The sequence below is a fragment of the Phenylobacterium sp. genome (assembly GCF_965229015.1).
In the GTDB taxonomy this organism is placed as follows: Bacteria; Pseudomonadota; Alphaproteobacteria; order Caulobacterales; family Caulobacteraceae; genus Phenylobacterium.
This window is the reverse complement of record NZ_CBDDIM010000001.1, coordinates 2,005,550-2,029,044: the sequence shown is the minus strand read 5'-3', so window position 1 is coordinate 2,029,044 and position 23,495 is coordinate 2,005,550. Positions and strand designations below refer to the sequence as shown.

Here is a 23,495-nt window from a genome sequence, read left to right as displayed (position 1 = left end):
ATTGCATGCAGATTGCCGGCGTCCTATATCCGGCCTGCGCCCCGATGGGCGCCAACTTCGAGGATCACGCGACATGGACGCCAAGCGGTCGGCCGGCGAGGGTTTCAAGCGCGGCCTGAAGCGCCGCTGCCCCAACTGCGGCGAGGGCAGCCTGTTCCGGGGCTATCTGGCGGTCCAGTCCACCTGCGAGGCCTGCGGGCATGACAATGCCGCCTACCGCGCCGACGACGGCCCGGCCTATTTCACCATCGTCCTGGTGGGACACCTGGTGGTCGCCCCGCTGCTCTGCTTCCCCTTCATCTGGCAGGCGCCGCTGGCCTTCGTCCTGCCCTTCACCCTGTCCCTGGTGACCCTGGCCACCCTGGTCCTGCTGCCGCTGGTCAAGGGCGCCTTCATCGGGGTGCAGTGGAGCGCCCGGGGCCCGACGGCCCAATAGGGTTGAGGTGGATCAAGACTCCGGGGCCGGGTTCGGGGATACTCTGCGGACTTGGCCTGGAGACCTCGATGTCGCGTAACGCCCTGACCTGTCTTGTGATGGCGGCCGCGCTCGGCCTGGCCGGCCACGCCCTGGCCCAGGACGCGGCCACCGACGAGTCCGCCAACCGGGGTCAGGAACTGGTGCTGAAGAACTGCGGCCAGTGCCACGCCACCGGGACCACCGGCGCCAGTCCCAATCCCGCCGCGCCGCTGTTCCGCGACCTGCACAAGCGCTATCCCATCGACAGCCTGGGGGAGGCCCTGGCCGAGGGCATCATGGTGGGGCACCCGCAGATGCCGGAGTTCAAGTTCTCGCCCGACGACGTGAACGCCATCTCCGACTACCTGACCCGCATCCAGACCCGGCAGGGCGCCGAGGGCGATCCGGCGACCTCAAAGAACTAGGCGCTGGCCTTGGCCTGATCGACCCAGCGGCGCAGCAGGCCGAGGTCGGCCACGCCGGCATGGTTGGCGGCGATCTTGCCCCCCTGGAACAGGAACAGGGCCGGGATGCCGCGCACCCCGTACTCCGCCGAGAGCTGGGGATTGGCGTCGACATCGATCTTCACGAACCGGGCCCGGGGCTCCAGTTCCGCCGCCGCCTTGGCGAAGGTGGGCGCCATGGCGTGGCAGGGGCCGCACCAGTCGGCCCAGAAGTCGGCGATCACCGGGATGCTGCTGCCGGCCACGTGCTTCTTGAAACGGGCGCCGGTCAGGTTGGCCGGCTGGCCGTCGAACAGGGGCTGGTGGCACTTGCCGCACTTGCCCGCCTTGGCGTCACGCTCGGGGGGCAGGCGGTTCACGGCGTCGCAGTGAACGCAGACGATCTGGACGGACATGGCGATCTCCTCCGGCGGCTAACGCGCGGGGCCTTAGATAGGCGCCGCGCGGCCTCGCGCCATGCGCCAAGTCAAATGGGCGCGCAGAGCTGGCCGTCCTCGGCCACCCAGGCCTCCGCCTCCGGGGCCACCACCACGACCGGGGCGAAGCCGCCGCCGGGCGTGCGGAAGTTGGTGGTCTGGCCGCTGTAGAGGCGGGCCGCGGCCAGCAGGGTCTTGCCGGCATAGGTGTAGAGCCGCACGTCCATCTTGCGCACCTGCGGATCGCCTTGGATGCGCACCCGCCGCTCGCTGGGGGCGGCGAAGGCCTGGGCGATATAGTCGCCGGCCGTCACCGTGGCCCAGGCGCCGCGGGTGATCTTGTCGCCGCGATAGACCGCCTTGCCGGCGTGGCCGGCGGCCGGCTTGAAGAACAGCGACTTTCGTTCGGCCCAGAGGTCCTCGGCGTTGGCCGGGGTCACCAGGCGCGCGGGGGGCAGGCCCGCCAGGGCCGCGATCAGGTCGGGCCCGACGCCCAGGCGGGCGAGCGCCTCGGGATCCGACAGCAGGGCGAGGTTGCGCTTGTCGGCCAGCAGGGCGTGGTTGCGCGGATTGGGGGTCACCACCACGGCGCCGGCGAGATAAGCCTCCCGCAGGGCGGCGGTCTGCGGGGTTTCGAGCCCGAAGTCGCAGTGGCGGTTGTAGACCAGGTCGATGGGCACGCCGCCGGCGGTGAGGCGGCCGTCGGAGACCCGAAGCTCGGAGGGATCGACGATCAGGGCCTCGACGCCGCGCCGCTCGAAGAAGGCCTGGGCCAGCAGGAATTCCGGATAGAGGTATTGGCCCTCCGGCGCCTCGTCGACGATGGCGACCAGGGCGGGCTTGCCGGAGCGGCCCTGCAGCCGCCACTCGGCCTCGAACATGGCCCAAACGGCGTCCTCGAAATCGGCCAGGGGGCGCGGGGCGGTCACCGCGGCGACCTGCGGACAGCAGGCCAGCAGCGCCTGGGCCAGGAGGGCGTTGAGGAAGGCCCCGCCGGCGTTGGTGTTGACCTCGATCAGCTTGGGGCCGTCCGGGGTCAGGTGGAAGTCGTAGCCCATGAAGGCGCCACGCGGGCCGGTGGCGATGCGTGCGGCCTGCGGCGCCCAGGCCAGGACGGCGTCCTGGAAGGCCGGAATCTCCGCGACGGATTCGATGGCGGCGACCACCGCCTCCATCTGGTTCACCTGGGCCTGGGACAGGAAGGCCGGGCCGGTGGAGAAGAGGTTGGGGCGGTCCTGGGCCAGGGCCTGGCCGGAGATCACCCCGCCGGCCGCCTCGTCCACCGCGCGCCAGACGCTGGCCTCGTCCACATCGATGCAGAAGCAGTCGCGGTTGAGGCGATCCTGCAGGGGGCCGGACCCCTGCGAACAGCTCGTCTTCGAATCCTCGGTCATGGGAAGGCCGTTCGGGTCTGGGGGGCTGGCGGTCATATGGGGGACGAAATCCGGCGCGGGAAGGGTGAAGGATCATCCGAACGGCCTGGGCCCGCCATGCGCCAGGTCAAGGCGGCGCCTGGAGTCGCGCCATCGCCGCCCGGGCCGAGGCGGTGAGCAGGAACATCCGTTGAGGGCGGGACGGGAAGGGCTGGAAGCCGAAGGCCTGATAGAAGGCCGCCGCGGGGGCGTCCTTGGCGTCCACCAGGATGGCGAAGATGCCCAGGCGGGTTCCGGCCTCCAGGACGCGCGCGATGGCGTCGGCCAGGAGCAACTCCCCCACGCCCCGACCGCGCACCCGCGTGTCGCGGGCCAGACGGCCGATCAGCGCGGCGGGAATGGCGTCATAGCGCGGCAGCTTGTCGGTCAGGGGCGGCGGCAAGTCCGTGATGGCGAGGCTGAAGGCGCCGAGGCTGTAGAAGCCGACGATCCCCAGGTCGTCATCCACGGCGACGAAGACGCGAGCGACATCGCGGCGCGCGTCCTGCCCCGCCTGGCGTCGAAACCAGCTGTCGAGGGCGTCGTGGCCGCAGTGGAAGACGCTGCGATCGTGCGCCTTGCCAAGCGGCTGGATCGTGAGGGCCAAGCCTCAGCCCAACTGCTCACGGCGCCGGCGCAGAGCGGCCACGAGCCGATCGGTGGGTTCGGGCGGGTTGGTCACCGCGGCCAGGAAGGCCTCGCGATCGGCGCCGGTCAGCACCATCCGCTCGTGCTCGTCCAGCACCCGCCGGGCGCCCTCATAGGCCAGATCCCCCGCGGTCAGGCCGCTCACCGCCATGGCGCGCTGGATGAGTTCCTTGGCCGAGGCCGCGACGCGCAGCTCGATCCGTTCCTTCTTCAGCTCGCGCGCGGCGGTCATGGTGGCGTTCCTCCGGGTCTTGAATGTACGGCAAAGCGCCGTGCGAAACAAGACGTGTGAGGTCAAGCCGCCAGGTCTGCGCCGTCCTTGCGCAGCAGGGTGTGGGTCAGGCTGCCGGCGGGCGGGGGGGCCAGGATCTCCTGCTGGGGGCGGGCGAGCGTCAGCCAGTCGAGGCCAGCCTTGGGGGTCAGCGGGATGATCCCCCGGTCGTGATAGGGGGCGACATCGGGGCCGGGCCGGGTGGTCAGCAGGGAAAAGCAGCCGTCCTTGACGATCCCGGCCATCCAGAACCAGTCGAAGCCGGCCAGCTTGAATTCGTGGCGGTCCTTCAGCTTCACCTTGGGCGCGGCGGGGGCGGTGTACTCATAGAAGGCGTCGGCGAAGACCAGGACGCGGTCGTTGCGGGAGAAGTCGCGGTTCTCCGAGACGAAGTTGAACACCGGCTTGCCCCCGGGACCGGGCCAGGCCCACGGGGTCATGGAGCCCACCAGCCGGTTCTCCGACAGCCGGAAGACCGGGGCGGTGTCGCGGATCCTGACGCTGGCCTTGCCCGAGAGGTCGTTGGGGGTGTGGTCGTTCTCCCAGGCGAACAGCGGGCTATCGCCATAGACCTCGGCGAACTCGGCCAGCAGCTCGTCGAGGGACTTCTTGCGGGCGTACTCGTTGCACACGGGCCGTCAGTCCACGCACATGCCCGGGCCGACATGGCCCTTCACCACGGTGGTGAAGCAGCCGCAGGGGTCGGAATTGGCCTGGCACTGGCCGGTCACGGCGGCGGCCGGATCGGCGGGGGCCTCGCCGCGATAGAGGCAACGGCCCTGGCAGTCGGACTTGTCGGCGCAGGTCTTCCCCGCGTCGGCATAGGCGATGACGCAGGCGGGCTTCTGCATGCGGCAGACGGGTCGGACCGTTCCGCCCTTGGCGGCGCACTGCGCGACATCGGGGCCGGTCGAGGTGACGACGGGCGGCGGCGGCGCGGGGGCGCAGGCGGCCATGACCAGGGCCAGGGTGGCGGCGAGGATTGATTTGAACATGGCCCGACTAGATCACGCGCCGCCATCTAGGCCAACAGCCGCCCGCAGGCCTGGGCCATCCGTTCGCCCAGCTGCGCGCCATAGGTGGGGAACAGGTGCGGCTCGATGGCTTCGAGCTCCATCAGCAGGAGGCCGGCGGCGGTGGGGATGACGTCCACGCGGCAGGCCAGGGCCGGGACCGGCAGGGCGGCGACGAAGGCCTGGGCCGCGGCGATCTCGGCGGGGCTGGGCGCGTAGGCCTGCTCGGCGCCGCCGTGGATGATGTGGATGCGGTAGTCGCCGCCGCCCGGCAGCTTGCGCACCGCGTGGGAGAAGTCGCCGTCGATGAAGATGAAGGAGAGCTCGCCCTCCGTCATGATCTCCGGAACCAGGGGCTGGGCGAACTGGCCCGGCGGGATGACGACGTCCCGGGCCTCGCCGCGGGTCAGGCGGGTCTGACCGAAGCCGCCGCCGCCCACCACCGGCTTGAGCACGATCTCCTCGCCGCCGAAGGCCTCGAAGGCCGCCGTCGCCGGGGTCGGTTCGTCGACGAACAGGCTCGGAATAACCGGCAGGCCCTTGGCGGCGAGTTCCCGCAGATAGCGCTTCGACAGGTTCCAGCGGACGACGGCCGGATCGTTGGCCACCGGAGCCAGCGCGGCGGCCCGGTCGAGGAAGGCCAGGAACTCCGCCTCGTGGTCGATATAATCCCAGGTGGCGCGGATCAGCAGCAGGTCGAACCGGGCCGGGTCGCAGGCCCGCCAGTCGGCCTCGGTGAGCGACCAGCCGCGGGCCTGGAAAGCCGGGGCCATCGCCGCCAGCTCCCGGTCCTGCTCATAGGCGTCGGGCCTGCGCGTCTCCGCCGTGGTCAGGCAGTCGGCGCAGGTCAGATAGGCGACCCGCCTCAGGACACCATCTCTTCGCGGATCGTGCGCCGGGCCATCCAGAAGAGGCCGGTGGCGATCAGGCCCAGGAAGGCCGAGAGGATCAGGGCCCACTTCACGCCGCCCGCCGAGCCCAGCTGCAGCGGGCCGTTGGCCAGGATGTCGGACAGGATGCCGACGAACAGCGGCCCCAGGCCCAGCCCCACCAGGTTGATGATGAACAGCAGGATGGAGGCCGAGGTGGCGCGCATCTGCGGCGGCACCAGGCTCTGGGCGCTGGCGTAGACCGGGCCGTACCAGAGGGAGCCCAGCAGGCCGGGCAGGATCAGCAGCCACAGGGCCACGGCCGCCGAGGGCATCAGGATGGCGGTGGCGTAGATCACCGGCGAGATCAGGGAGGCCACGGCCGGGACGCTCATATAGGCGCGGATGTCGCGCTTGGCGGCCCAGTCGGCGATGGCGCCGCCGGCCCAGGAGGAGATGATCCCCGCCGTGCCGCCCATCAGGCCGAGCGCCAGGCCCATGAAGCCCACCGAGCCGACGCCGAACTTGTCGGCCAGCTGCGCCACCTCGGCGGTGTGGTTGCGCAGGAAGAAGGAGGCGGTGAAGGGGGCGTGGCCGTAGCCGATGAAGGCCTTCACGGCGGCCCCGAAGGCGATCAGCCAGAAGACCGGCTTGGCCCGCAGGTATTTCAGGGTGGCGGCGAAGTGGCCCTTGCCCGGCGCGTGGGCCTTGGCGGCGGCCACGCTCATGGCCTTGCGGGGCTCGCGCATCGTGAAGAAGACCACGAAGGTGAAGATCAGGCCGGGCACGCCGGCCAGCAGGAAGGCGGTGCGCCAGCCATAGGCGTCGGCGATCAGCCCGCCCATGGCCAGGCCCAGCAGGCCCCCCAGCGGCGTGCCGATGGAGAAGAAGGCGAGCGCCGAAGCGCGCTTTTCCTTGGGCGCATAGTCGGCGATCAGGGAGTGGGCGGTGGGGGTGCAGCCGGCCTCGCCGATGCCGACCCCGATGCGGGCGCCCACCAGCTGGGCGAAGCTGGTGGCCTGGCCGCAGAGCACGGTGAAGCCCGACCAGACGGCCAGGGACCCGCCGATGATCCACACTCGGTTGAAGCTCTCGGCCAGGCGGGCGATGGGCAGGCCCAGCACGGTGTAGAAGACGGCGAAGGCCAGGCCGGTCATCAGGCCCAGCTGCCAGTCGGCCAGGCCCAGGTCGTTCTTGATCGGCTCGGCCAGGATGGTGACGATCTGGCGATCGAGGAAGTTGAGCGTGTAGACCGCCAGCAGGATCACCAGGGCGTAGCGGCGGTAGGCGTCGGAGACCAAGGGCACGGCCGGAACCGTGGGCTCGGAAATCGTGGCGCCGATAGGGGCCGGGGCGGACGCCTCGGTCATGATGGGGGTTTCCTCGGATTTTTTTGATCGTTGCCGACACTAGACGGCGCCCGCGCGCTTCGGCCAATAGCGGCTGCGTGATCAAGGAGATTGGCCTATGGAACTGGTGATCGGCACGAAAAAGTGGTCGACCTGGTCGATGCGACCCTGGCTTGTGCTGAAGCGCTCGGGGATGCCCTTCACCGAGACCCTGATCTCGCTGCGGCAGGAAAACAACCAGACCTACGAGGCCATCCGGCCCTTCTCGAGATCGGGCCTGGTGCCGGCCCTGAAGGACGGGGAGCTGCTGGTCTGGGACTCCCTGGCCATCTGCGAGTACCTGGCCGAGAAGCTGCCCGAGGCGAAGCTGTGGCCGGCCGACCCGGTGGCCCGGGCGCTCGGCCGATCAGCGGCCGCCGAGATGCATTCGGGCTTCCAGGCCCTGCGCCAGGAATGCCCCATGGCCCTGGAGATCGAACCGCGCCAGGCGGAGCTCTCGGCGGCGACCCTGAAGAACGTCGCCCGGATCACCGAACTGTTCAACGAGCTGCTCGGCCGGTTCGGCGGCCCCTTCCTGCTGGGGGACTGGTCTATCGCCGACGCCTTCTACGCGCCGGTGGCGACCCGCTTCCGCACCTACGGGATCAAGGCCGAGGGTCCGGCCGCCGCCTATGTCGAGCGCCTGCTGGCGACGCCGGAGGCCCTGGCCTGGGAGGCTGGGGCCAGGGCCGAGTAGCCCCCGGGCTTCCCGGTCTTCCCCCAAGCTGTCATCCCGGTTTCGCGCAGCGAAGACCGGGACCCAGACGCACCGATCCCTCCGGCGCGCCCCGCGCTTCTGGGTCCCGGCCCTCCGCTTCGCTGCGGCCGGGATGACACTGAGTTTGTGCCGTTCCGTCAGTTCGTGTTCTCCTTCTCCGAGGGAGTCACCATGAACCTGATCATCAACGGCGAGCTGCGGGAGGAGGGCGCCGAGCCCACCGACAACCTGCTGGACGTGCTGCGCAATGAGCTGGGCCTGACCGGGCCGCGGTTCGGCTGCGGGACGGGGCAGTGCGGGGCCTGTTCGGTGCTGGTGGACGGCCAGGATGTGGCGGCCTGCCAACTGGAGGTGGGCAACCTCGAGGGCAAGGCCATCGTCACCGTGGAGGGGCTGGGGACGCCGGACGCGCCCCATCCGCTGCAGGCCGCCTTCCTGGAGCTGCAGGCCGGCCAGTGCGGCTTCTGCCTGTCGGGCATACTGGTGGGCGCCAAGGGGCTACTGGATCGCAATCCGAACCCGACGCGGCAGGAGGTGGCGCAGGCCCTGGCCTGGCACCTGTGCCGCTGCGGCGTCCACAACCGGGTGATGGACGCGGTGCTGCTCGCGGCCTCGCGGATGAGCGCGGAGGCGGTCCGATGATCCCCCCCAGCCTGCAGGCCAATCCCAGCCTCGACCGCTGGGTCGGGTTCCCGGCGCCGGGCGTCGTCCGCATCGCCTTCGGCAAGGTGGAGTACGGCCAGGGCGCGCTGACGGCGCTCGCCCAGATCGCCGCCGAGGAGCTGGACGTGGCCATGTCGCAGGTGGAGGTGGCCAATGCGGCCACCGGCGCCGTGCCCGACGAGGGGATGACCGTGGGCTCCATGTCGGTGGAGGTGTCCGGCGCCTCGGTGCGGGCGGCCTGCGCCGAGGTGCGCGCGCTGTTCGTGGCCGAGGCCTGCCGGCGGCTCGACTGCGCGCCCGGACAGATCGACATCGCCGACGGCGCCTTCCGGCTGGACGGCGCGCCGAGCGGGGAGACCTATTGGACGCTGAGCCCCGCCATCGACCTGGCCCAGCCGCCGAGCGGGACCGCACGCTGGAAGTCCCAGGACCAGCACCGGCTGGTGGGGACGAGCACGCCGCGCCTGGACCTGCCGGCCAAGATGTTCGGCGGGGGCTTCATCCAGGACATCGCGCTGCCGGGGATGCGGCACGCCCGTGTGCTGCGCCAGCCGGGGCCGACGGCGCGGCTGGCCTTCCTCGACGAGGCCGCGGCCTGGAAGGCGGCCGGCGACGCCGATCTCGACATCCTCACCGAGGGGTCCTTCGTGGCCTTCATCTCCTCCAGCGAGGCCGCCGCGGCGCGGGCCCACGCCGCGGCCGAACCGACCACACGCTGGGACACGCCCCGCGACCTGCCGCATGAGGTCACCGAAGCGGCGTCCCTGAAGGACATGGCCGCCACGGACCTGGAGGAGGGCGCGCCGCTCGGCGGCCCCTCCAACCGCCGCCGGCTGCAGGCGGCCTATTCACGGCCCTATATCTCGCATGCCTCCATGTCGCCCTCCTGCGGGATCGCCTGGTTCGAGGACGGCCGGCTGAGGGTGTGGACCCACGCCCAGGGGGTCTATCCGCCGAGGCTGCAGATCGCCCGCATCACCGGGCTTCCGCCCGAGGCCATCGAGATGGAGCACGCCCAGGGGGCGGGCTGTTACGGCCACAACGGGGCGGAGGACGCGGCCTTCGACGCCGCCTTCATCGCCAGCCGGCGGCCCGGCGCGCCGATCCGGGTGCAGTGGCGGCGCGAGGACGAGTTCGGCCACGCGCCGGTGAGCACCGCCATGCGGGTGGAGATGACCGCCGAGCTGGACGCCGCCGGGCGGCTGGCCGACTGGACCACCGAGATCTGGACCAATCTGCACGTCAATCGCGGCCGCACCCTGATCGAGACGGCCCTGCCCCAGGGCCCGCCCGACCTGCCGCCCCCCAACCAGGCCACAGCCTTCGGCGGCCGGCTGAACGCGGTCCCCTCCTATGACATCCCCGCCGTGCGGGTGAAGGAGCACCTTGTGATCCATTCGCCGGTGCGCACCTCGTCCCTGCGGGGGCTGGGCGGGCCGGTGAACACCTATGCCGGGGAGTGCTTCCTCGACGAGCTCGCGCAGGCGGCGGGCAAGGATCCCCTGGCCTTCCGTCTGGAGATGCTGAGCGAGCCGCGCGCCCGGGCGGTGGTGGAGCGGATCGGCGCGGTCTGCGGCTGGGCTGAGCGCGGCCCTGGCGGGGAGGGGCAGGGCCTTGGCCTCGGCTATGACCGCCACCGCGACCGGGGCGCCTTCGTGGCCGTGGCGGCCCGGGTGAGCGTCGACGAGGAGGTGCGGCTGGAGCACCTGTGGTGCGTCGCCGACGCGGGCCTGATCATCAATCCGGACGGGGCCAGGAACCAGATCGAGGGGGGCATGATCATGGCCGCCAGCTGGGCCCTGAAGGAGCAGGTGAAGCTGGAGGGCGCCGGCGTCGCCTCGGTGACCTGGGACGACTATCCGATCCTGCGCTTCGACGAGGTTCCGCCGGTGGACGTGGAGCTGATCGTGCCGCCCGGCGCGCCGCCGCAGGGGATCGGGGAGATCTCGCTGGGGCCCTGCCTGGCGGCCATCGGCAACGCCGTGGCCCACGCCCTGGGGACGCGGCTGCGGGACCTGCCCTATACGCGGGACCGGATCGCGCGGGCCCTGCTGGCCGAGTAGGGGTCTATCCCCCGAAGGAGCGGGAGCCGCCGCCGAAGCCGCCGCGGGAGATGATGGAGCTGCGGCTCTGGACGCGGGCCGGGGCGCCGGCCTTGGGGGCCTCGAAGCTGTCGGCGCTGACCCGGGTGCGGCCGGTGAGATAGTCGCGCGACACCGGATAGCCTCCGCCGCCGTAATAGCCGCCGTCGCGGTCGCGATACATCGGCGCGCCGCGATAGCCGCCCATGTTGTTCATGGCCTGGCCGATGATGAAGCCGGTGAGCAGCGGAGTGAAGAAGCTGCCGCCCTGGCCCTGCCTGGGCACGCACTGGTCGACGCCGAACCGCTCCTCGCAACTCTGCTGGTCGCCGAACTTCGGGGCGTTCTCGGCGCTGGCCTTCTGGGCGTCCTCGAAGGCCGTGCGGCACTGGAGGGCGGTGAAGGTCCCGGACGCCTCGCAGGCGCCCAGGCTCTCGAAGGAGGCGGCGTCGACAGCGCGGCCGGCGCTGACGGCGGGGGGATTTTCCCACTGGCCGGTGGTGGGGGTGTTGTCGCAGGCCGAGATGGAGATCGCCGATCCGGCCATCAGGCCGGTGAGGGTGATGGCGCTGGAGCGCTTGCGCGGGCGGGGGGCGGTCATGGGCGGCTCAGGAGGTCATGCAGGCGGCGTTGAGGAAGCCGACCGCCAGCGAGATGCTCATCAGATAGACCCCGGCGGCGATCTCGCCGCGCTCGATGCGGGCGCTGACGTCCTTCATCACCATCATGCGGATCAGGGTGAAGGCGGCGATCTGGATGACGCCGGCCAGGGCCCCCCAGGCGCAGAACTCGATGAGGGTGATGGTGTGGGAGAGCGCCGAGGCGAGCGGGATCACGTAACCCAGCAGGGCGCCGCCGAGCGCGATGGCCGCGGCGGTGTTGCCCTCGCGGATCAGCTTGGCCTCGTTGTAGGGGGTGACCCACTGGTAGAGGACCTTGAAGGCCAGGGTGAAGAGGCCGGCGGCGACGAAGGCGATCAGGAAGGCCACGGCGCTGGCGGCGAAGCCATAGAGGTCGAACATCTCAGTCGTGCTCCAGCAGGGTCAGGCCTTGAACTCGCCGACCTCGAGGGGGACGCCGAGCATGACCTCGAACGACACCTCGCCGTCCTCGGTCTCCTGCTCGATGGCTAGCAGAAGCTCGCGCGCGTCGCCCGGCAATTCTCGGGAAAACAGCATGCAGGTCTGGAAGATGCGGCGATCGGGGACCCCGTCGCGGTCGTCGTGCAGGTCTTCCCAGAAGGTCACGGGGTCCTGGCTCTCGGCCTCGTCGCCGAACCAGAAGCGGGTGTAGTCGGGCAGGCCCGAGGCGGTGAAGGTCCGGGCCCGCAGGCGCTTGCCCCAGGCCTCGCGGTCGGCGCGGGAGCCGGGATAGGCGCTTTCCCAGGGCACGAAGATCGTCACGTCGTTGATCCTCTGGCCCTCGCGGTCGTCGGAGACGGCCTGAAACATGGCGTGGTCGTCGGTGTAGAACCGATGGACGAAGCCGCCGTCCTTCAGGTCCACCAGGCCCTGGGCGGTGATCTCCAGGGTGTCGCGGTCCAGGGGGAAGCGGCGCTCCGAGCCCAGGCGGCGCCAGGCCAGGGTGTCGAGCCAGACCGTGCGGCCCAGGGTGACATTGCGGATCGCCGGCAAGGCCGAGGCCGGGGCGGCCTCCTTGCGGCCGAAGAGCTTACCGAACATGACGCTGACCCGCAGGAAGACTGGTCTCCTATCTAGGATAGCCGCCGCCTGCGCAAAAGGGCGAAGCGCGCCCTCGACGGCTGGCGCGCGGCCACCCATCTTGTATGAACCTGTCACCACCGAAGGATCGCCTGATGACGCAGACCGCCTGGACTGTTCGCTCCCTGAAGACCGCCCTGGACGCGGCCGCCAAGGAGGGGGAAGCCCTCGCCGCCCGCGTGGTGGAGGGCGCCGATCCCGTGCTGCTGGTGACCATGGCCGACGCCGGGGACCTGGAGGTCTTCGTCAGCGTCAGCGACCAGCAGATCGCCGCCTCGGTCCTGCTGTGGCCGGTGGACGAGCAGGCCGACCGCCACGCCTTCAACGAATTCCTGCTGAAGGCCCAGAAGCTGGTGCCGCTGTCGAACTTCGGCATCACCACCGTGGCCGGCCGCGATTTCTACGAACTGTTCGGCGAGCTGGCCACGACCTCGAGCCTCGAGGACATCCTGATCGAGCTGCGCATGCTGGCCGAGAACGCCATCGAGGCGGCCTCCGACCTGCGCGCCTCCTTCTCGCCCGCCGCCTGACCCCAAGCCCCTGGAGCCTTTCCCATGACCATCTGGCGCAAGCTGTTCACCCTGGGCCGCGCGGGCGCGCATGACGCCGCGGCCGGCGTCGTCGACGCCAACGCCCTGAAGATCCTGGATCAGGAGATTCGCGACGCCGACACCGCCCAGGGCAAGGCCCGGGACGACATGGCCACCCTGGTGGCCCGCCGACGCATCCTGGAAAAGGAGGTCGCCAGCTTCCGCGAGCAGGCCCTCAAGTACGAGAGCTCGGCTCGCGCCGCGGTGGCCAAGGGCGACATGGACCTGGCCCGCCAGGTGGCCCAGCGGATCGCCGACCTGGAGTCCCAGGTGGCCCAGAAGGAGCCGCAGATCGCCGACATGCGCGGCGCCGAGGACCAGCTGCACGCGGCCATCACCGCCACCGACCGCAAGATCGAGACCCTGCGCCGCGAGGTGGAGGTGGTGAAGGTCAACGAGTCCGTCCAGCGCGCCCAGGCCTCCGTGGCCGCCCGGGGCGCCGGGGCCGGCTCGTCCCTCGGGTCGGCGGCCGACAGCCTGGCGCGGATCAAGGAGCGCCAGGCGATCCGGGGCGAGCGTATCCAGGCCGCCGCCGAGCTGGAGGACATGCGCACCGGCGCCGACCTGGACGAGAAGCTGCGGCTGGCGGGCATCGGGCCCGGCCAGTCCTCGGCCGACGACGTCCTGGCCCGCCTGTCGGCCCCCGCGCCGACCCTGCAGATCGAGCAGAAGGCCGCGGCCAAGTCCGGAGACGAGTAGGGGGGTGCGCCGCCTCACCCTGGAGCCCCGCCCCGACTGGAAGGACAAGGCCGACGCGGTGGGGTTCGTCTACCACCACACCGACGGCCAGGCCTATTGGGACGAGAGCGCGGCCTACGCCTTCACCCTGGCGGAGGTGGAGGACGACCTGGAGCCCGCGGCCGCCGAGCTGCATGAGCTGTGCCTGGATCTGGTGGACGAGGCCTCGCGCAGCGAGGAGCTGTTGGCCAAGCTGGCCATTCCCGCCGCCCATTGGGACTTCGTGGCCGGCGCCTGGCGGGCCAAGGAGCCCTCGCTCTATGGCCGCTTCGACTTCGGCTATGACGGGACCGCCAAGCCCAAGCTCTACGAGTACAACGCCGACACCCCCACCAGCGTGTTCGAGGCGGCCACCTTCCAGTGGCTGTGGCTGGAGGAGCTACTGGCCTCAGGCGCGCTGCCGCCGGGCACGGACCAGTTCAACAGCCTGTTCGAGGCCCTGCGCGACCGGTTCAGGACGCTGTTCCCGACGGGCGGCTTCGTCCACTTCGCCAGCGACGCCGGGGCGGTGGAGGACCGGCAGACGGTGCGGTTCTTCGAGGACCTGGCGACCCAGGCCGGGCTCGACCCGAAGTTCGTGGCCATGCTGGACATCGGGGTCAACGCCGAGGGCCAGTTCGCCGACCGCGAGGGCCTGCTGCTGCAGGCGGCCTTCAAGCTCTATCCCTGGGAGGACATGCTGCGCGAGCCCTACGCCGCGCACCTGGCCACCGCCAAGGTCCGCTGGCTGGAGCCGCCCTGGAAGGCGATCCTGTCCAACAAGGGAATCCTGCCGCTGCTGTGGGCGCGCCACCCCGGCCACCCCAACCTGCTGGAGGCCTATTTCGAGGGCGATCCGGCCGCGTCGGCCCTGGGCCCCCGCCATGTGCGCAAGCCGTTGTTCTCCCGCGAGGGCGCCAATGTCGAGATCGTCGGCGGCGAGGAGCCGGTGCTGGACCAGGGCTATGGCGCCGAAGGGGCGATCCTGCAGGCCTATCACCCGCCGCCGGACTTCGACGGCAAGCGCCCGGTGGTGGGCGCCTGGATCGTGGGCGCGGAGCCCGCCGGGATCGGCATCCGCGAGGACGACAGCGTGGTGACCAAGAACCTCGCCCGCTTCGTGCCCCACATCATCGAGGCCTGAGGCTCAGAGGCCCAGGACCACCTGCTGCGCCGGCAGGCGGACCACGAGGCCGGCCAGCTCCTCGGTGATCCGGATCTGGCAGGCCAGCCGCGAGCCGGCGTCGACGTCGCCGGCGAAGTCCAGCATGGACTCCTCCATGGCCGACGGCTCGCCCGCGCGTTCACGCCAGGCCGGATCGACATGGACGTGGCAGGTGACGCAGCAGCAATTGCCGCCGCAGACCCCGTCGATGCCGGGAACCTTGCCCCGCCGCGCCAGGCTCATCAGCGACCACCCCAGGCGCAGGGGCAGGCGATAGGCCTCGCCCTGGTGGGTGATGAAGGTGACGCCGTCGATGGGGATCAGGCCACCAGCACCCAGGCCACCATGAAGACCACGGCGCCCAGGGTGGTCCAGAGCAGCATGTTGACCAGCATGCGGATCATGCCGCGCTCGTGCTCGTCGACGACGCCAAGCGCGTCGCAGACCGCGTTGGCGGGCAGCATCAGGAGATGGAACATGGTCAGTCCTTGGTTGCGGCCGGGCTGAAGTCCGGCAGGGCGGCGGCGCGAAGCCTGGGCGGCCCCGCGGCCTGGGGCGACAGGCCGCCCAGGCCGAAGGCCAGCAGCCAGAGGGTCTTGAGGCCCTCGGCGGCGATGTAGAGGACGTGCAGGCGCGACGGCGGCGGCGGGCTGCCGGCGATGATGGCCGCGACACGGGCGTCGAGCCGCGGCAGGAGCCAGAGGGCCTGGAGAAGGACGACCGCGGCGGGAACCGCCAGGGCCAGCCACCAGCCGCGCGGGGGCGGCGAGACGAGGCCGAGGCCCGCGAGGCCCAGGAGCAGCGCGATCTCCACGCGATTGTAGAGGTGGAAGGTCTGCTGGCCCACCTCCAGCGCCACCGGCAGGCTCAGGCCGGGCGCGAGGAACTTGGCCGGGGTCGCCAGGAAGGCGACGCCGAGGGTCAGGCCCGCCCAGAGCAGGATCAGGCCGGGGCCAAGGCGGCCCGCGCGGCTGCCCTCGCTGGGAACGGTCATGACGCGGCCGAGCCGTTGAGGGGCGGCAGCTCGCCGCGGGTGGCGGCGATCCCGTACTGCAGGCTCTGGGCGATCATCTCCGACTTGGCGACGAACAGGGCCGCGGCCGGCGGCGGGCACAGCCGCTCGGCGCTCTGGCGGAACAGGTGCAGCCAGCGGGCGAAGTGGGTCGGCCGGATCTCGGGGATCTTCGAATGGGCGACCATGGGCGAGCCCTTGAAGCGGCCGGTCATCAGCATGACCGAGGACCAGAAGTCGCAGAGCTTGGCCAGGTGGGCGTCCCAGCCGTCGCCGATGATCCGGTTGAAGATCGGGCCCAGGGCCGGGTCGGCGCGGACGGTGGCGTAGAAGCCGTGGACCAGGTCGTGGATCATCGCCTCGGTGACGCCCACGGCCGCGCCGGGGCTGAGGCGGGGAGGGGGCGGGGCGGCGGAGAGGGAGCTCATGGGGGAATCTGTTTGGGTTGCGGTTTGAACATGTATCTACAATATTGGTTTAAACCTGGCTAGGCCCCGCGCGGATCGGCCGCGCGCCCCGGCGGGCAGGAGCGACCGTGTTCATCACCACCGAACCGACGCCCAATCCGGACGCCATGAAGTTCTCACCCCCGGCGGACGCGGGGGGCGGAGCGGGGCTGCAAGCCCTGGAAGGCGCCCTGACCGTCGCGCTCCGGGCGCTTCCGGGGGTCGGCGGGGTCTTCGTCGCGCCCGGCTTCGTGACCGTGACGCGGGCCCAGGGGCGGCCTTGGGGCCGGCTGGGCCCTGAGGTCATCGCCGCCCTGAGCGCGGTCCTGGACCAGGAGGTCCGCGCCGCGCCGCAGGCCGCCACGCCGGCCGGCGGGCCCGCGACCTCCGGCGACACCGACCTGGAGGCCGAGATCCGCGGGGTCCTTGACCGGCATGTGCGGCCCGGCGTGGCGCGCGACGGCGGGGACATCGAGTTCGATCGCTTCGACGCCGAGGCCGGCGTGCTCTGGATCCATATGCGCGGCGCCTGCGGCGGCTGCCCCTCGGCGCGGCTGACCCTGAAGGGCGGGGTGCAGCGGATCGTCCAGTACTACGTGCCCGAGGTGGCCGGCGTGGAGGAGGTCGAGGCCGAGCCGTCGGCGGCGGTCTCGGTGGGCGAGCGCCTGAAGGCCTGGGCCGCGCGCCTCGACGGCCGCTCGGGCCCGCCGGCACGCACGGCCTTCAGCCACCAGGGCCGGCCGATCGCCCCCGAGCGCGTCTAGGGGTCAACGATCTCGGCGGGCGGTCCGCGGGCCAGCAGGGCCTGCAGGGCGCCCTGGTTCTCCACCAGGTCGGCGAGGCTGTAGCCGTCCAGGACCTCGAGGAAGGCGGCGCGCGCTTCGTGCAGGGCGCGGCGGAGCTTGCAGGCCGGGGTGATGACGCAGGCGCCGTTGACGGGATCGAAGCAGGGGACCAGGGCCATGTCCGGCTCGGTGCGGCGCACCACCTCCCCCAGGATGATCGCCTCCGGTTCGCGGGCCAGGCGCAGGCCGCCGTTCTTGCCCCGCACGGTCTCGATATAGCCGGCCAGGCCGAGTTCATAGACCACCTTCATCAGGTGGTTGCGGGAGATGCCGTAGCTGGCGGCGATCTCGGCGATGGTGGGCAGGCGGTCGCGATGCAGGGCCACGTACATCAGCACCCGCAGCGAGAAGTCGGTATAGACCGTGAGCCGCATTCTCGTCCTTCACCCTGCCCCGCCGGCCGAACCTAGCATCCCCACGGCGCTCAGGTGAGCGCTTCGGTGAGGAGACGGGCCAGCAGGTCGGCCACCAGGTCCTGGCCGGCCGGCCCGGCGATCAGGTCCTGGCGCACCTCAAGCTCCAGATAGTCCAGGCCGCGCGGGTCGGCGTGCAGGGGCACGGTGTTGTCGGTCTCGTCCATCCGGTAGGGCTGGTTGTCGCCGGCCTCGTCCCCGAGTTCCCGGCCCAGCAGGTCCAGCACCTGGCGGGAGAAGCGGGAATCGTCGCGGTGCAGCACCCCCATTCGCCAGGGTCGCGCCTGGCCCTGCATCACCGGGGTGAAGCTGTGCAGCGACACCAGCAGGGTCGGCCGCCCCTGGCGCGCCCGGCGGTCGAGGGCCTCGGCGATGGCGTCCTGATAGGGCTGGTAGATCTCGCCGCGCCGGGCGGAGACCGCCTCGGGCGTCAGGCCGACATTGCCGGGAATGGCCACGCCGTCGCTCACCTCGGGAATAGCGGCCGGCGCGCCCGGCTTGCGGTTGCAGTCGATCACCAGCCGGGAATAGGCCTGGGCGACGAAGGGGGCGTCCAGGCGGACGGCCAGCCGCTCGCCCAGGCCGGCGACGCCGATGTCCCAGGCGATGTGGCCGTCCAGGTCGGAGGCCGTCAGCCCCAGGCGCCCCAGGCTCCTGGGGATCGCGCGGCCGGCATGGTCGCCGATGAGCAGCAGGGGGCAGGCGCCGCCTGGAATCGTGACAGACACCGGGGGCGGATCGTCGCGCCCGAGAATTCGTTTAGACCTTAGAGACAAATCGGCCTCACGCTCGCCCAATGCCGATCCTCTCGATCCGTCATGTCACCCGCTACCGCTACCGCAATCCGGTGGCGCTCGGCGAGCATCGCATGATGTTCCGGCCCCGCGAGAGTTATGACCAGCGCATCCTCACCTGCGACCTGACCATCAGCCCCACGCCTGCGCGCCTGCGCTCGGTGCACGACGTGTTCGGCAACTGCGTCGGGGTGGCGGGCTTTTCGGGCCGCGCCGACGAGCTGGTCTTCGACAGCCATGTCCGCCTGGAGCACACCCCCCTGCCGGCCTTCGCCGACGTGGACGGGGAGGTGGAGGTCTATACCGGCGCCATGCCCTTCGACTACAGCCCCGAGGACCTGCCGGACCTCGAACTGTCGATGAAGCGGCACTATCCGGACCCCGAGGGCCTGATCGACGCCTGGGCGCGGCGCTTCGTCAAGCCGGTGGGCAAGACCAGCCTGCAGACCCTGCTCAGCGACATGACCCAGGCCATCTATGCCGAGTTCAAGTACGGGACGCGGACGGACCGCGGCGTGCAGAGCCCGGTGGAAACGCTGGCCCTGGGCAGCGGCGCCTGCCGCGACTATGCGGTGCTGATGATCGAGGCGGCCCGCAGCCTCGGCCTCGCCGCCCGTTTCGTCTCCGGCTACATCTACAGCCCCATGACCGGGGCGGGCTTCAGTCGCGCGAGCGCCGGCCACACCCACGCCTGGGTGCGGGTCTACCTGCCGGCCTGCGGCTGGGTGGAGTTCGATCCCACCAACGGCATCGTCGGCAACGCCGACCTGGTTCGGGTGGCCATCGCCCGCGATCCCCGCCAGGCGGTGCCGCTGCACGGAAGCTGGTCGGGCCTGCCCACGGACTATCTCGGCATGGAGGTCGAGGTCGATGTCCGCGACGAGGGCGAGGTTCCCATGCAACCTGTCGCCGCCCGAGCCATTGGCTCAGCCGGATAGCTGTCTTTCGGGAAACGGATGCGTATCAGGTCGGGCTTCGAGATCATCTACGACTGCCCGGCGCCGGTTCCGATGCTGCTGATGCTGAGCGTCCACCCGACGCGGCGCCATGACCTGGAAACCCCCGACTGGTTGCGCACCGATCCCATGCTGGACGTGCGCCAGTACCTGGACGCCTACGGCAACATCTGCAGCCGCATCCTGGCCCCGGCCGGCCGTCTGACCCTGTCGGCCGACTTCATCATCGCCGACGACGGCAAGCCCGACGTGATCTCACCCTTCGCGCCCCAGGCCGCGGTGGAGGACCTGCCCGAGGACGTGCTGATCTTCCTGCTGGGCAGCCGCTATTGCGAGACCGACCGGCTGAGCGACATCGCCTGGTCGATGTTCCAGTATGCCGAGCCGGGTTGGCCCCGAGTCCAGGCCATCGTCGACTGGGTGCATCACCATATCCAGTTCGGCTACGAGCACGCGCGGCCGACCATGACCGCCTTCGAGGTCTATTGCGAAGGCCGCGGCGTCTGCCGCGACTATGCCCACCTGGCCGTCGCCTTCTGCCGCTGCATGAACATTCCGGCCCGCTACTGCACGGGATATCTGGGGGACATCGGGGTCCCCATCGTGGGCGAGATGGATTTCAGCGCCTGGTTCGAGGTCTATCTGGGCGGCGAGTGGCACACCTTCGATCCCCGCAACCACATCCCACGGATCGGCCGGGTGCTGATCGCCCGCGGCCGCGACGCCACCGACGTGGCCATCGCCAACACCTTCGGCCCCGCCATCCTCAGCGGCTTCAAGGTGGTGGCCTACGACCTGCCGGACGCGGCCTAGAAGGCGCCCGAGCGCGTGTGTGCGAAGGGCTTATTCGCCGCAGGCGCCGCGGTGATGGCTCTTGCGCTCGCGGAGAAAAGCAAGCATATTCGCCGCGTTGGATGCGGAGAATATGGCGACCTATATCCATCACCTGGACGAGTGGCCTGAGTTTCGCTGCAGCCTGGCGTTCTTGGAGGAACAGCTCGGCTCGGTGCGTCATCGTCAGGGGCGACTGATCGGTCGCATGGAAAGCCTGGGCTTCTCGCTTCGGGCGGAGGCTGTGTTGCGCACCCTCACCGAAGACGTTCTCAAGTCGAGCGAGATCGAAGGCGAGATCCTGGACAAAGCTCAGGTCCGCTCCTCAATCGCGCGCCGTCTGGGTATGGACATCGGCGCGCTGACGGCCGCCGATCGCGATGTCGAGGGCGTCGTCGAAATGATGCTCGACGCTACCCAGAACTATGGCGACCCTCTCACTGAAGAGCGCTTGTTCGCCTGGCATGCTTCGTTGTTTCCGACGGGGCGGAGCGGCATGCGCAGGATCACCGTCGGCGCCTGGCGCACAGCCGCGAGCGGGCCCATGCAGGTCGTCTCTGGGCCTCTCGGTCGGGAACGGGTTCACTATGAAGCGCCGGGCGCTGACCATCTTGGTCGCGAAATGTCGGCGTTTCTCGCCTGGTTCAATGATGGGCCGTCAATGGATCCGGTGTTGAAGGCCGGGATCGCCCATTTGTGGTTCGTCACTATCCACCCCTTCGAAGACGGGAACGGACGTGTTGCGCGGGCCATTGCAGATATGATGCTGGCGCGCTCGGAGAAGAGTCCGCAGCGCTTCTACAGTATGTCCGCGCAGATCCGCGCGGAGCGGAAGGCCTACTACCAAATCCTGGAGACGACCCAGAGGGGCGGCCTCGACATCACCGACTGGCTCCTGTGGTTCCTGGCCTGTTTGGATCGCGCGTTCGACGGGGCGGAAACCATCCTGGCGAGTGTGCTTCGGAAGGCCCGTTTCTGGGAGGCGCTCGAGGGACAAGTCCTCAACGCGCGGCAACGAAAGGTTATCAACCGGTTGCTCGACGGGTTCGAGGGCAAGTTGACCTCATCGAAGTGGGCGACCCTCGCCAACACCTCTCCGGACACAGCGCTGCGCGACATCAGCGACTTGCTTGCGCGTTCTATCCTCACCAAGGATCCCGGCGGCGGCCGTAACACCAGTTACTCCCTGAAGGACAGCCATGCCGACGGCTAGCGAGCCGACCGGGTGCTGATCGCCCGCGGCCGCGACGCCACTGACGTGGCCATCGCCAACACCTTCGGCCCCGCCATCCTCAGCGGCTTCAGGGTGGTGGCCTACGACCTGCCGGACGCGGCCTAGAAGGCGCCGCCGGCCCTCAGGTTGATGCCGTATTCCAGATAGGCCTTCATGCAGCAGAGCATGTGCATCCAGCCGCCGGCGTTGCCGTGCGAGGCCTTGGCGCCCTCCGGCGTGTCGGGCCAGCCGCCCTCGCTGATCTGCACCATGGTGGCGCCGTCCTTCAGCGGCTTGAAGGCCATCTCGACGCGGGTGCTGTAGCCGCCGCGGGCGGGCCACTCGAAGACGATCCTTTCGTCCTTCACCACCTCGTGGACCACCACGTCGAGGGACTCGTCCACCTCGGCGAACCGCCAGGTCACCGTCGCGCCCGGCGCCAAGGGCCCGCTGGAGGTGTCGATGAAATAGCCGGTCAGCTTCTCCGGCCTGACCACCGCCTCGAAGACCTCCGCCACCGGCTTCCGGATCTTCAGCTGCACCTGGAACTTCTGCTCCATCGGGAGGACCTCCGCTTGCGATGAGGGCCAAATATGTTATAAAAATATAACATGTCAAGCGACGCCGACGACGACCTGGTGTTCAAGGCCCTGGCGGACTCCCGCCGCAGGCAGATCCTGGATTTGCTGAAGGCCGAGCCGCGGACCACGGGCGACCTCTGCGAGCACTTCGCCGGCGTCCTGGACCGCTGCACGGTGATGCAGCACATCGGGGTGCTGGAGCGCGCCGAGCTGATCATCCCGCGGCGGGAGGGGCGCAAGCGCTGGAACTATCTCAACGCCGCCCCCTTCGCCGACATCCACGAGCGCTGGATTTCGCCCTATGCCGCGGCGGCCGTCGGCGTCCTGGCCAGGCTCAAGCGGGACCTGGAGGGCGCCTAGGCCGCCGCCCGTAGCGCGGCGTAGGCGTCCAGGGCGCGTTGGCGGGCGAAGGCGTGATCGACGATGGGGTTGGGGTAGTCGCGGCCCAGCCACACGCCGGCCGTCGCCAACTCCCGCGGGGTCGCGGTCCAGGGCGCATGGATCGCCTTGGCCGGGAGGCGGGCCAGCTCCGGGATCCAGCGGCGGATATAGTCGCCCGGGGGATCGAACTTCTCGCTCTGGGTCACCGGATTGAAGATGCGGAAATAGGGGGAGGCGTCGGCGCCCGAGCCCGCCACCCACTGCCAGCCGCCGGCGTTGGAGGCGTGGTCGGCGTCCGCCAGGGTGTCCCAGAACCACTGCTCACCCCGCCGCCAGTCGACCAGCAGGTGCTTGGTCAGGAAGCTGGCCACAATCATCCGCACCCGGTTGTGCATCCAGCCGGTGGTCCAGAGCTGGCGCATGCCGGCGTCGACGATGGGATAGCCGGTGGCGCCGCGGGTCCAGGCCTCGAACCCGGCGGGATCGTCGCGCCAGGGGAAGGGATCGAAGGCGGCGTTGAAGCTGGCCTGGGCCAGGTCGGCGCCCGCCGCGGCGCGGGTGTGGGTGATGGCGGCGTTGAAGTCGCGCCAGCCGAGCTCGGCCAGGAATTTCTCCACCTCGCCCTCGGGGGCTTGGCCATGGTGGGCGGCGGCCAGGGCGGCGCGCCAGCAGGCCTTGGGGCTGATCTCCCCGAAGTGCAGATGGGGCGACAGACGCGAGGTGCCCTCCACGGCGGGACGATCACGGTCGGTGGAATAGGTCCTCAGACCCGCCTCGACAAAGCGGTCCAGGGCCTCATGGGCGCCGGCCTCGCCGGGCCGCCAGTCGCCAAAGCCCTTCGACCAGTCCGGCGCGCTTGGATGCAGGCCCCAGTCGGCCAGCCGCTCGGAGGCAGGCCAGGCGGCGGGCGCGGGCAGGGCGGCGGGCGGGGCCAGCGCGCCCGCGTCGCTCACCATCTGCCGGGCGGTCCGCCAGAAGGGGGTGAAGACGCTGAAGGGACCGCCGGTCTTGGTGCGCACGGCGTCCAGGTTGACCAGGTGGCCGCCGTTGAAGCGGCGGGCCTCGACGCCGGCGTCCTTGAGCGCCTGGGCGAGGCCTGTGTCGCGCTCCGGGTAGCCCGGATCCAACAGGGCGTTCCAGGTGACGGCTGCGGCGCCGGTCTCGGCGGCCAGGGCGCGGACGATGTCGGCCGCGGGGCCTCGCCGCAGCACGAGCCGCGAGCCGAGGGCCTCCAGGGACGCGGCCAGGGCGGCGAGGGACTTGTCCAGCCACCAGAGCGAGGCCGCCCCCGGCGCGCGCAGGCCCGGCGTCTCGTCCAGCACATAGAGGGCGATCACCGGCCCGCCGCCGCGGACCGCGGCCTCCAGGGCGGGATTGTCAGCCAGCCGCAGGTCCCGTCGGAACCAGACGATGGTCGGAGCTGCGGTCAT

General features: G+C 70.6%; 32 protein-coding genes. 13 read left to right on the top strand and 19 right to left on the bottom strand.

What is annotated here, in order from left to right:
- The first annotated feature begins 73 nt into the window (after positions 1-73).
- Entirely contained in the window at positions 74-436 is a 363-nt protein-coding gene (locus ACO06I_RS10220) for a DUF983 domain-containing protein (protein ID WP_421932461.1), read from the top strand.
- A 68-nt stretch (positions 437-504) separates the two neighbouring features.
- A complete protein-coding gene (locus ACO06I_RS10215; RefSeq protein ID WP_421932460.1) occupies positions 505-882 on the top strand; it encodes a c-type cytochrome in 378 nt (125 codons plus the stop codon).
- On the opposite strand, the gene trxC is transcribed toward ACO06I_RS10215, so the two are convergent.
- The 8 genes from trxC to ACO06I_RS10175 all read right to left on the bottom strand — a co-directional run bounded on the left by trxC (position 879) and on the right by ACO06I_RS10175 (position 6,920).
- Positions 879-1,316, bottom strand: a complete 438-nt coding sequence (trxC, locus tag ACO06I_RS10210) for a thioredoxin TrxC (protein WP_421932459.1) — start codon at positions 1,314-1,316, stop codon at positions 879-881. The two genes, ACO06I_RS10215 and trxC, sit on opposite strands and share 4 nt — an antisense overlap.
- Before the next feature lie 71 nt (positions 1,317-1,387).
- Entirely contained in the window at positions 1,388-2,731 is a 1,344-nt protein-coding gene (locus ACO06I_RS10205) for a hypothetical protein (RefSeq protein ID WP_421932458.1), read from the bottom strand.
- A gap of 106 nt (positions 2,732-2,837) precedes the next feature.
- The gene (locus tag ACO06I_RS10200; RefSeq protein WP_421932457.1) at positions 2,838-3,356 is read right to left on the bottom strand and encodes a GNAT family N-acetyltransferase; all 519 of its coding nucleotides are present in this window, start codon (positions 3,354-3,356) and stop codon (positions 2,838-2,840) included.
- Between the two features lie 3 nt (positions 3,357-3,359).
- A complete protein-coding gene (locus tag ACO06I_RS10195; RefSeq protein WP_421932456.1) occupies positions 3,360-3,629 on the bottom strand; it encodes a DUF1778 domain-containing protein in 270 nt (89 codons plus the stop codon).
- A gap of 62 nt (positions 3,630-3,691) precedes the next feature.
- On the bottom strand, positions 3,692-4,300 hold the full coding sequence (locus tag ACO06I_RS10190; protein ID WP_421932455.1) for an SOS response-associated peptidase family protein: 609 nt from the start codon (positions 4,298-4,300) through the stop codon (positions 3,692-3,694).
- A gap of 6 nt (positions 4,301-4,306) precedes the next feature.
- Positions 4,307-4,663 (bottom strand): hypothetical protein, encoded by a 357-nt coding sequence (locus tag ACO06I_RS10185; RefSeq protein WP_421932454.1) that lies wholly within the window; start codon positions 4,661-4,663, stop codon positions 4,307-4,309.
- 26 nt (positions 4,664-4,689) lie between these two features.
- Positions 4,690-5,454 carry an ATP-grasp domain-containing protein gene (locus ACO06I_RS10180; RefSeq protein ID WP_421932453.1) on the bottom strand — a complete coding sequence of 255 codons (765 nt, stop codon included), beginning with the start codon at positions 5,452-5,454 and terminating at the stop codon, positions 4,690-4,692.
- A 92-nt stretch (positions 5,455-5,546) separates the two neighbouring features.
- Positions 5,547-6,920: a spinster family MFS transporter gene (locus ACO06I_RS10175; RefSeq protein WP_421932452.1), complete on the bottom strand. Its 1,374-nt coding sequence runs from the start codon at positions 6,918-6,920 to the stop codon at positions 5,547-5,549.
- Positions 6,921-7,017: 97 nt separating this feature from the next.
- On the opposite strand from ACO06I_RS10175, the gene ACO06I_RS10170 reads away from it, so the two are divergent.
- The 3 genes from ACO06I_RS10170 to ACO06I_RS10160 all read left to right on the top strand — a co-directional run bounded on the left by ACO06I_RS10170 (position 7,018) and on the right by ACO06I_RS10160 (position 10,382).
- Complete coding sequence (locus tag ACO06I_RS10170) at positions 7,018-7,635, top strand: glutathione S-transferase family protein (RefSeq protein ID WP_421932451.1); 618 nt, start codon at positions 7,018-7,020, stop codon at positions 7,633-7,635.
- Between the two features lie 192 nt (positions 7,636-7,827).
- The gene (locus ACO06I_RS10165; protein ID WP_421932450.1) at positions 7,828-8,298 is read left to right on the top strand and encodes a (2Fe-2S)-binding protein; all 471 of its coding nucleotides are present in this window, start codon (positions 7,828-7,830) and stop codon (positions 8,296-8,298) included.
- The gene (locus ACO06I_RS10160) at positions 8,295-10,382 is read left to right on the top strand and encodes a molybdopterin cofactor-binding domain-containing protein (protein ID WP_421932449.1); all 2,088 of its coding nucleotides are present in this window, start codon (positions 8,295-8,297) and stop codon (positions 10,380-10,382) included. Before ACO06I_RS10165 ends, ACO06I_RS10160 begins: the two co-directional genes overlap by 4 nt.
- A gap of 4 nt (positions 10,383-10,386) precedes the next feature.
- Here the strand turns inward: ACO06I_RS10160 and ACO06I_RS10155 are convergent, their stop codons facing one another.
- Genes ACO06I_RS10155 through ACO06I_RS10145 form a run of 3 tightly spaced genes read right to left on the bottom strand, consistent with a single transcriptional unit; the run spans position 10,387 to position 12,082 of the window.
- A complete protein-coding gene (locus ACO06I_RS10155; RefSeq protein WP_421932448.1) occupies positions 10,387-11,001 on the bottom strand; it encodes a DUF1190 domain-containing protein in 615 nt (204 codons plus the stop codon).
- A 7-nt stretch (positions 11,002-11,008) separates the two neighbouring features.
- The gene (locus ACO06I_RS10150) at positions 11,009-11,422 is read right to left on the bottom strand and encodes a DUF350 domain-containing protein (protein WP_421932447.1); all 414 of its coding nucleotides are present in this window, start codon (positions 11,420-11,422) and stop codon (positions 11,009-11,011) included.
- A gap of 21 nt (positions 11,423-11,443) precedes the next feature.
- Complete coding sequence (locus ACO06I_RS10145; RefSeq protein WP_421932446.1) at positions 11,444-12,082, bottom strand: DUF2491 family protein; 639 nt, start codon at positions 12,080-12,082, stop codon at positions 11,444-11,446.
- A gap of 134 nt (positions 12,083-12,216) precedes the next feature.
- Between ACO06I_RS10145 and ACO06I_RS10140 the strand changes: the two genes are divergently transcribed.
- Genes ACO06I_RS10140 through ACO06I_RS10130 form a run of 3 tightly spaced genes read left to right on the top strand, consistent with a single transcriptional unit; the run spans position 12,217 to position 14,572 of the window.
- Positions 12,217-12,651 carry a YjfI family protein gene (locus tag ACO06I_RS10140; RefSeq protein WP_421932445.1) on the top strand — a complete coding sequence of 145 codons (435 nt, stop codon included), beginning with the start codon at positions 12,217-12,219 and terminating at the stop codon, positions 12,649-12,651.
- Between the two features lie 24 nt (positions 12,652-12,675).
- Positions 12,676-13,410, top strand: coding sequence for a PspA/IM30 family protein (locus ACO06I_RS10135; RefSeq protein ID WP_421932444.1), 735 nt, complete (start codon positions 12,676-12,678; stop codon positions 13,408-13,410).
- Between the two features lie 4 nt (positions 13,411-13,414).
- Positions 13,415-14,572 carry a glutathionylspermidine synthase family protein gene (locus ACO06I_RS10130; RefSeq protein ID WP_421932443.1) on the top strand — a complete coding sequence of 386 codons (1,158 nt, stop codon included), beginning with the start codon at positions 13,415-13,417 and terminating at the stop codon, positions 14,570-14,572.
- A gap of 3 nt (positions 14,573-14,575) precedes the next feature.
- Here ACO06I_RS10130 and ACO06I_RS10125 read toward each other — a convergent pair whose 3' ends face one another.
- Genes ACO06I_RS10125 through ACO06I_RS10110 form a run of 4 tightly spaced genes read right to left on the bottom strand, consistent with a single transcriptional unit; the run spans position 14,576 to position 16,033 of the window.
- A complete protein-coding gene (locus ACO06I_RS10125) occupies positions 14,576-14,890 on the bottom strand; it encodes a 2Fe-2S iron-sulfur cluster-binding protein (RefSeq protein WP_421933620.1) in 315 nt (104 codons plus the stop codon).
- 23 nt (positions 14,891-14,913) lie between these two features.
- Positions 14,914-15,072, bottom strand: a complete 159-nt coding sequence (locus ACO06I_RS10120; RefSeq protein WP_421933647.1) for a hypothetical protein — start codon at positions 15,070-15,072, stop codon at positions 14,914-14,916.
- A 2-nt stretch (positions 15,073-15,074) separates the two neighbouring features.
- Complete coding sequence (locus ACO06I_RS10115; protein ID WP_421932442.1) at positions 15,075-15,587, bottom strand: hypothetical protein; 513 nt, start codon at positions 15,585-15,587, stop codon at positions 15,075-15,077.
- Positions 15,584-16,033 carry a group III truncated hemoglobin gene (locus ACO06I_RS10110; protein WP_421932441.1) on the bottom strand — a complete coding sequence of 150 codons (450 nt, stop codon included), beginning with the start codon at positions 16,031-16,033 and terminating at the stop codon, positions 15,584-15,586. The genes ACO06I_RS10115 and ACO06I_RS10110 overlap by 4 nt, the downstream gene beginning before the upstream one ends.
- Positions 16,034-16,140: 107 nt before the next feature.
- On the opposite strand from ACO06I_RS10110, the gene ACO06I_RS10105 reads away from it, so the two are divergent.
- Complete coding sequence (locus ACO06I_RS10105; protein ID WP_421932440.1) at positions 16,141-16,815, top strand: NifU family protein; 675 nt, start codon at positions 16,141-16,143, stop codon at positions 16,813-16,815.
- On the opposite strand, the gene ACO06I_RS10100 is transcribed toward ACO06I_RS10105, so the two are convergent.
- Entirely contained in the window at positions 16,812-17,270 is a 459-nt protein-coding gene (locus tag ACO06I_RS10100) for an Rrf2 family transcriptional regulator (protein WP_421932439.1), read from the bottom strand. The two genes, ACO06I_RS10105 and ACO06I_RS10100, sit on opposite strands and share 4 nt — an antisense overlap.
- A 50-nt stretch (positions 17,271-17,320) precedes the next feature.
- Positions 17,321-18,037: an N-formylglutamate amidohydrolase gene (locus ACO06I_RS10095; protein ID WP_421932438.1), complete on the bottom strand. Its 717-nt coding sequence runs from the start codon at positions 18,035-18,037 to the stop codon at positions 17,321-17,323.
- A gap of 68 nt (positions 18,038-18,105) precedes the next feature.
- Between ACO06I_RS10095 and ACO06I_RS10090 the strand changes: the two genes are divergently transcribed.
- The 3 genes from ACO06I_RS10090 (at position 18,106) to ACO06I_RS10080 (ending at position 21,103) form a co-directional block, all read left to right on the top strand.
- Positions 18,106-19,041 carry a transglutaminase family protein gene (locus tag ACO06I_RS10090; protein WP_421932437.1) on the top strand — a complete coding sequence of 312 codons (936 nt, stop codon included), beginning with the start codon at positions 18,106-18,108 and terminating at the stop codon, positions 19,039-19,041.
- 18 nt (positions 19,042-19,059) lie between these two features.
- On the top strand, positions 19,060-19,872 hold the full coding sequence (locus ACO06I_RS10085; RefSeq protein ID WP_421932436.1) for a transglutaminase-like domain-containing protein: 813 nt from the start codon (positions 19,060-19,062) through the stop codon (positions 19,870-19,872).
- 112 nt (positions 19,873-19,984) lie between these two features.
- Entirely contained in the window at positions 19,985-21,103 is a 1,119-nt protein-coding gene (locus tag ACO06I_RS10080) for a Fic family protein (RefSeq protein WP_421932435.1), read from the top strand.
- A 122-nt stretch (positions 21,104-21,225) separates the two neighbouring features.
- Here the strand turns inward: ACO06I_RS10080 and ACO06I_RS10075 are convergent, their stop codons facing one another.
- Positions 21,226-21,663 carry an SRPBCC family protein gene (locus tag ACO06I_RS10075; RefSeq protein WP_421932434.1) on the bottom strand — a complete coding sequence of 146 codons (438 nt, stop codon included), beginning with the start codon at positions 21,661-21,663 and terminating at the stop codon, positions 21,226-21,228.
- A gap of 51 nt (positions 21,664-21,714) precedes the next feature.
- Between ACO06I_RS10075 and ACO06I_RS10070 the strand changes: the two genes are divergently transcribed.
- Positions 21,715-22,044: an ArsR/SmtB family transcription factor gene (locus ACO06I_RS10070; RefSeq protein ID WP_421932433.1), complete on the top strand. Its 330-nt coding sequence runs from the start codon at positions 21,715-21,717 to the stop codon at positions 22,042-22,044.
- Here the strand turns inward: ACO06I_RS10070 and ACO06I_RS10065 are convergent.
- Complete coding sequence (locus tag ACO06I_RS10065) at positions 22,041-23,495, bottom strand: cryptochrome/photolyase family protein (protein WP_421932432.1); 1,455 nt, start codon at positions 23,493-23,495, stop codon at positions 22,041-22,043. The genes ACO06I_RS10070 and ACO06I_RS10065 overlap by 4 nt on opposite strands.

Coding starts and splice junctions, on each gene's coding strand:
- ACO06I_RS10220 (WP_421932461.1), top strand. CDS start 74: ATGGACGCCAAGCGGTCGGCCGGCGAGGGTTTCAAGCGCGGCCTGAAG.
- ACO06I_RS10215 (WP_421932460.1), top strand. CDS start 505: ATGTCGCGTAACGCCCTGACCTGTCTTGTGATGGCGGCCGCGCTCGGC.
- trxC (WP_421932459.1), bottom strand. CDS start 1,316: ATGTCCGTCCAGATCGTCTGCGTTCACTGCGACGCCGTGAACCGCCTG.
- ACO06I_RS10205 (WP_421932458.1), bottom strand. CDS start 2,731: ATGACCGAGGATTCGAAGACGAGCTGTTCGCAGGGGTCCGGCCCCCTG.
- ACO06I_RS10195 (WP_421932456.1), bottom strand. CDS start 3,629: ATGACCGCCGCGCGCGAGCTGAAGAAGGAACGGATCGAGCTGCGCGTC.
- ACO06I_RS10185 (WP_421932454.1), bottom strand. CDS start 4,663: ATGTTCAAATCAATCCTCGCCGCCACCCTGGCCCTGGTCATGGCCGCC.
- ACO06I_RS10180 (WP_421932453.1), bottom strand. CDS start 5,454: ATGGCCCCGGCTTTCCAGGCCCGCGGCTGGTCGCTCACCGAGGCCGAC.
- ACO06I_RS10175 (WP_421932452.1), bottom strand. CDS start 6,920: ATGACCGAGGCGTCCGCCCCGGCCCCTATCGGCGCCACGATTTCCGAG.
- ACO06I_RS10170 (WP_421932451.1), top strand. CDS start 7,018: ATGGAACTGGTGATCGGCACGAAAAAGTGGTCGACCTGGTCGATGCGA.
- ACO06I_RS10165 (WP_421932450.1), top strand. CDS start 7,828: ATGAACCTGATCATCAACGGCGAGCTGCGGGAGGAGGGCGCCGAGCCC.
- ACO06I_RS10160 (WP_421932449.1), top strand. CDS start 8,295: ATGATCCCCCCCAGCCTGCAGGCCAATCCCAGCCTCGACCGCTGGGTC.
- ACO06I_RS10155 (WP_421932448.1), bottom strand. CDS start 11,001: ATGACCGCCCCCCGCCCGCGCAAGCGCTCCAGCGCCATCACCCTCACC.
- ACO06I_RS10150 (WP_421932447.1), bottom strand. CDS start 11,422: ATGTTCGACCTCTATGGCTTCGCCGCCAGCGCCGTGGCCTTCCTGATC.
- ACO06I_RS10145 (WP_421932446.1), bottom strand. CDS start 12,082: ATGTTCGGTAAGCTCTTCGGCCGCAAGGAGGCCGCCCCGGCCTCGGCC.
- ACO06I_RS10140 (WP_421932445.1), top strand. CDS start 12,217: ATGACGCAGACCGCCTGGACTGTTCGCTCCCTGAAGACCGCCCTGGAC.
- ACO06I_RS10135 (WP_421932444.1), top strand. CDS start 12,676: ATGACCATCTGGCGCAAGCTGTTCACCCTGGGCCGCGCGGGCGCGCAT.
- ACO06I_RS10120 (WP_421933647.1), bottom strand. CDS start 15,072: ATGTTCCATCTCCTGATGCTGCCCGCCAACGCGGTCTGCGACGCGCTT.
- ACO06I_RS10115 (WP_421932442.1), bottom strand. CDS start 15,587: ATGACCGTTCCCAGCGAGGGCAGCCGCGCGGGCCGCCTTGGCCCCGGC.
- ACO06I_RS10110 (WP_421932441.1), bottom strand. CDS start 16,033: ATGAGCTCCCTCTCCGCCGCCCCGCCCCCTCCCCGCCTCAGCCCCGGC.
- ACO06I_RS10100 (WP_421932439.1), bottom strand. CDS start 17,270: ATGCGGCTCACGGTCTATACCGACTTCTCGCTGCGGGTGCTGATGTAC.
- ACO06I_RS10090 (WP_421932437.1), top strand. CDS start 18,106: ATGCCGATCCTCTCGATCCGTCATGTCACCCGCTACCGCTACCGCAAT.
- ACO06I_RS10085 (WP_421932436.1), top strand. CDS start 19,060: ATGCGTATCAGGTCGGGCTTCGAGATCATCTACGACTGCCCGGCGCCG.
- ACO06I_RS10080 (WP_421932435.1), top strand. CDS start 19,985: ATGGCGACCTATATCCATCACCTGGACGAGTGGCCTGAGTTTCGCTGC.
- ACO06I_RS10075 (WP_421932434.1), bottom strand. CDS start 21,663: ATGGAGCAGAAGTTCCAGGTGCAGCTGAAGATCCGGAAGCCGGTGGCG.
- ACO06I_RS10070 (WP_421932433.1), top strand. CDS start 21,715: ATGTCAAGCGACGCCGACGACGACCTGGTGTTCAAGGCCCTGGCGGAC.
- ACO06I_RS10065 (WP_421932432.1), bottom strand. CDS start 23,495: ATGACCGCAGCTCCGACCATCGTCTGGTTCCGACGGGACCTGCGGCTG.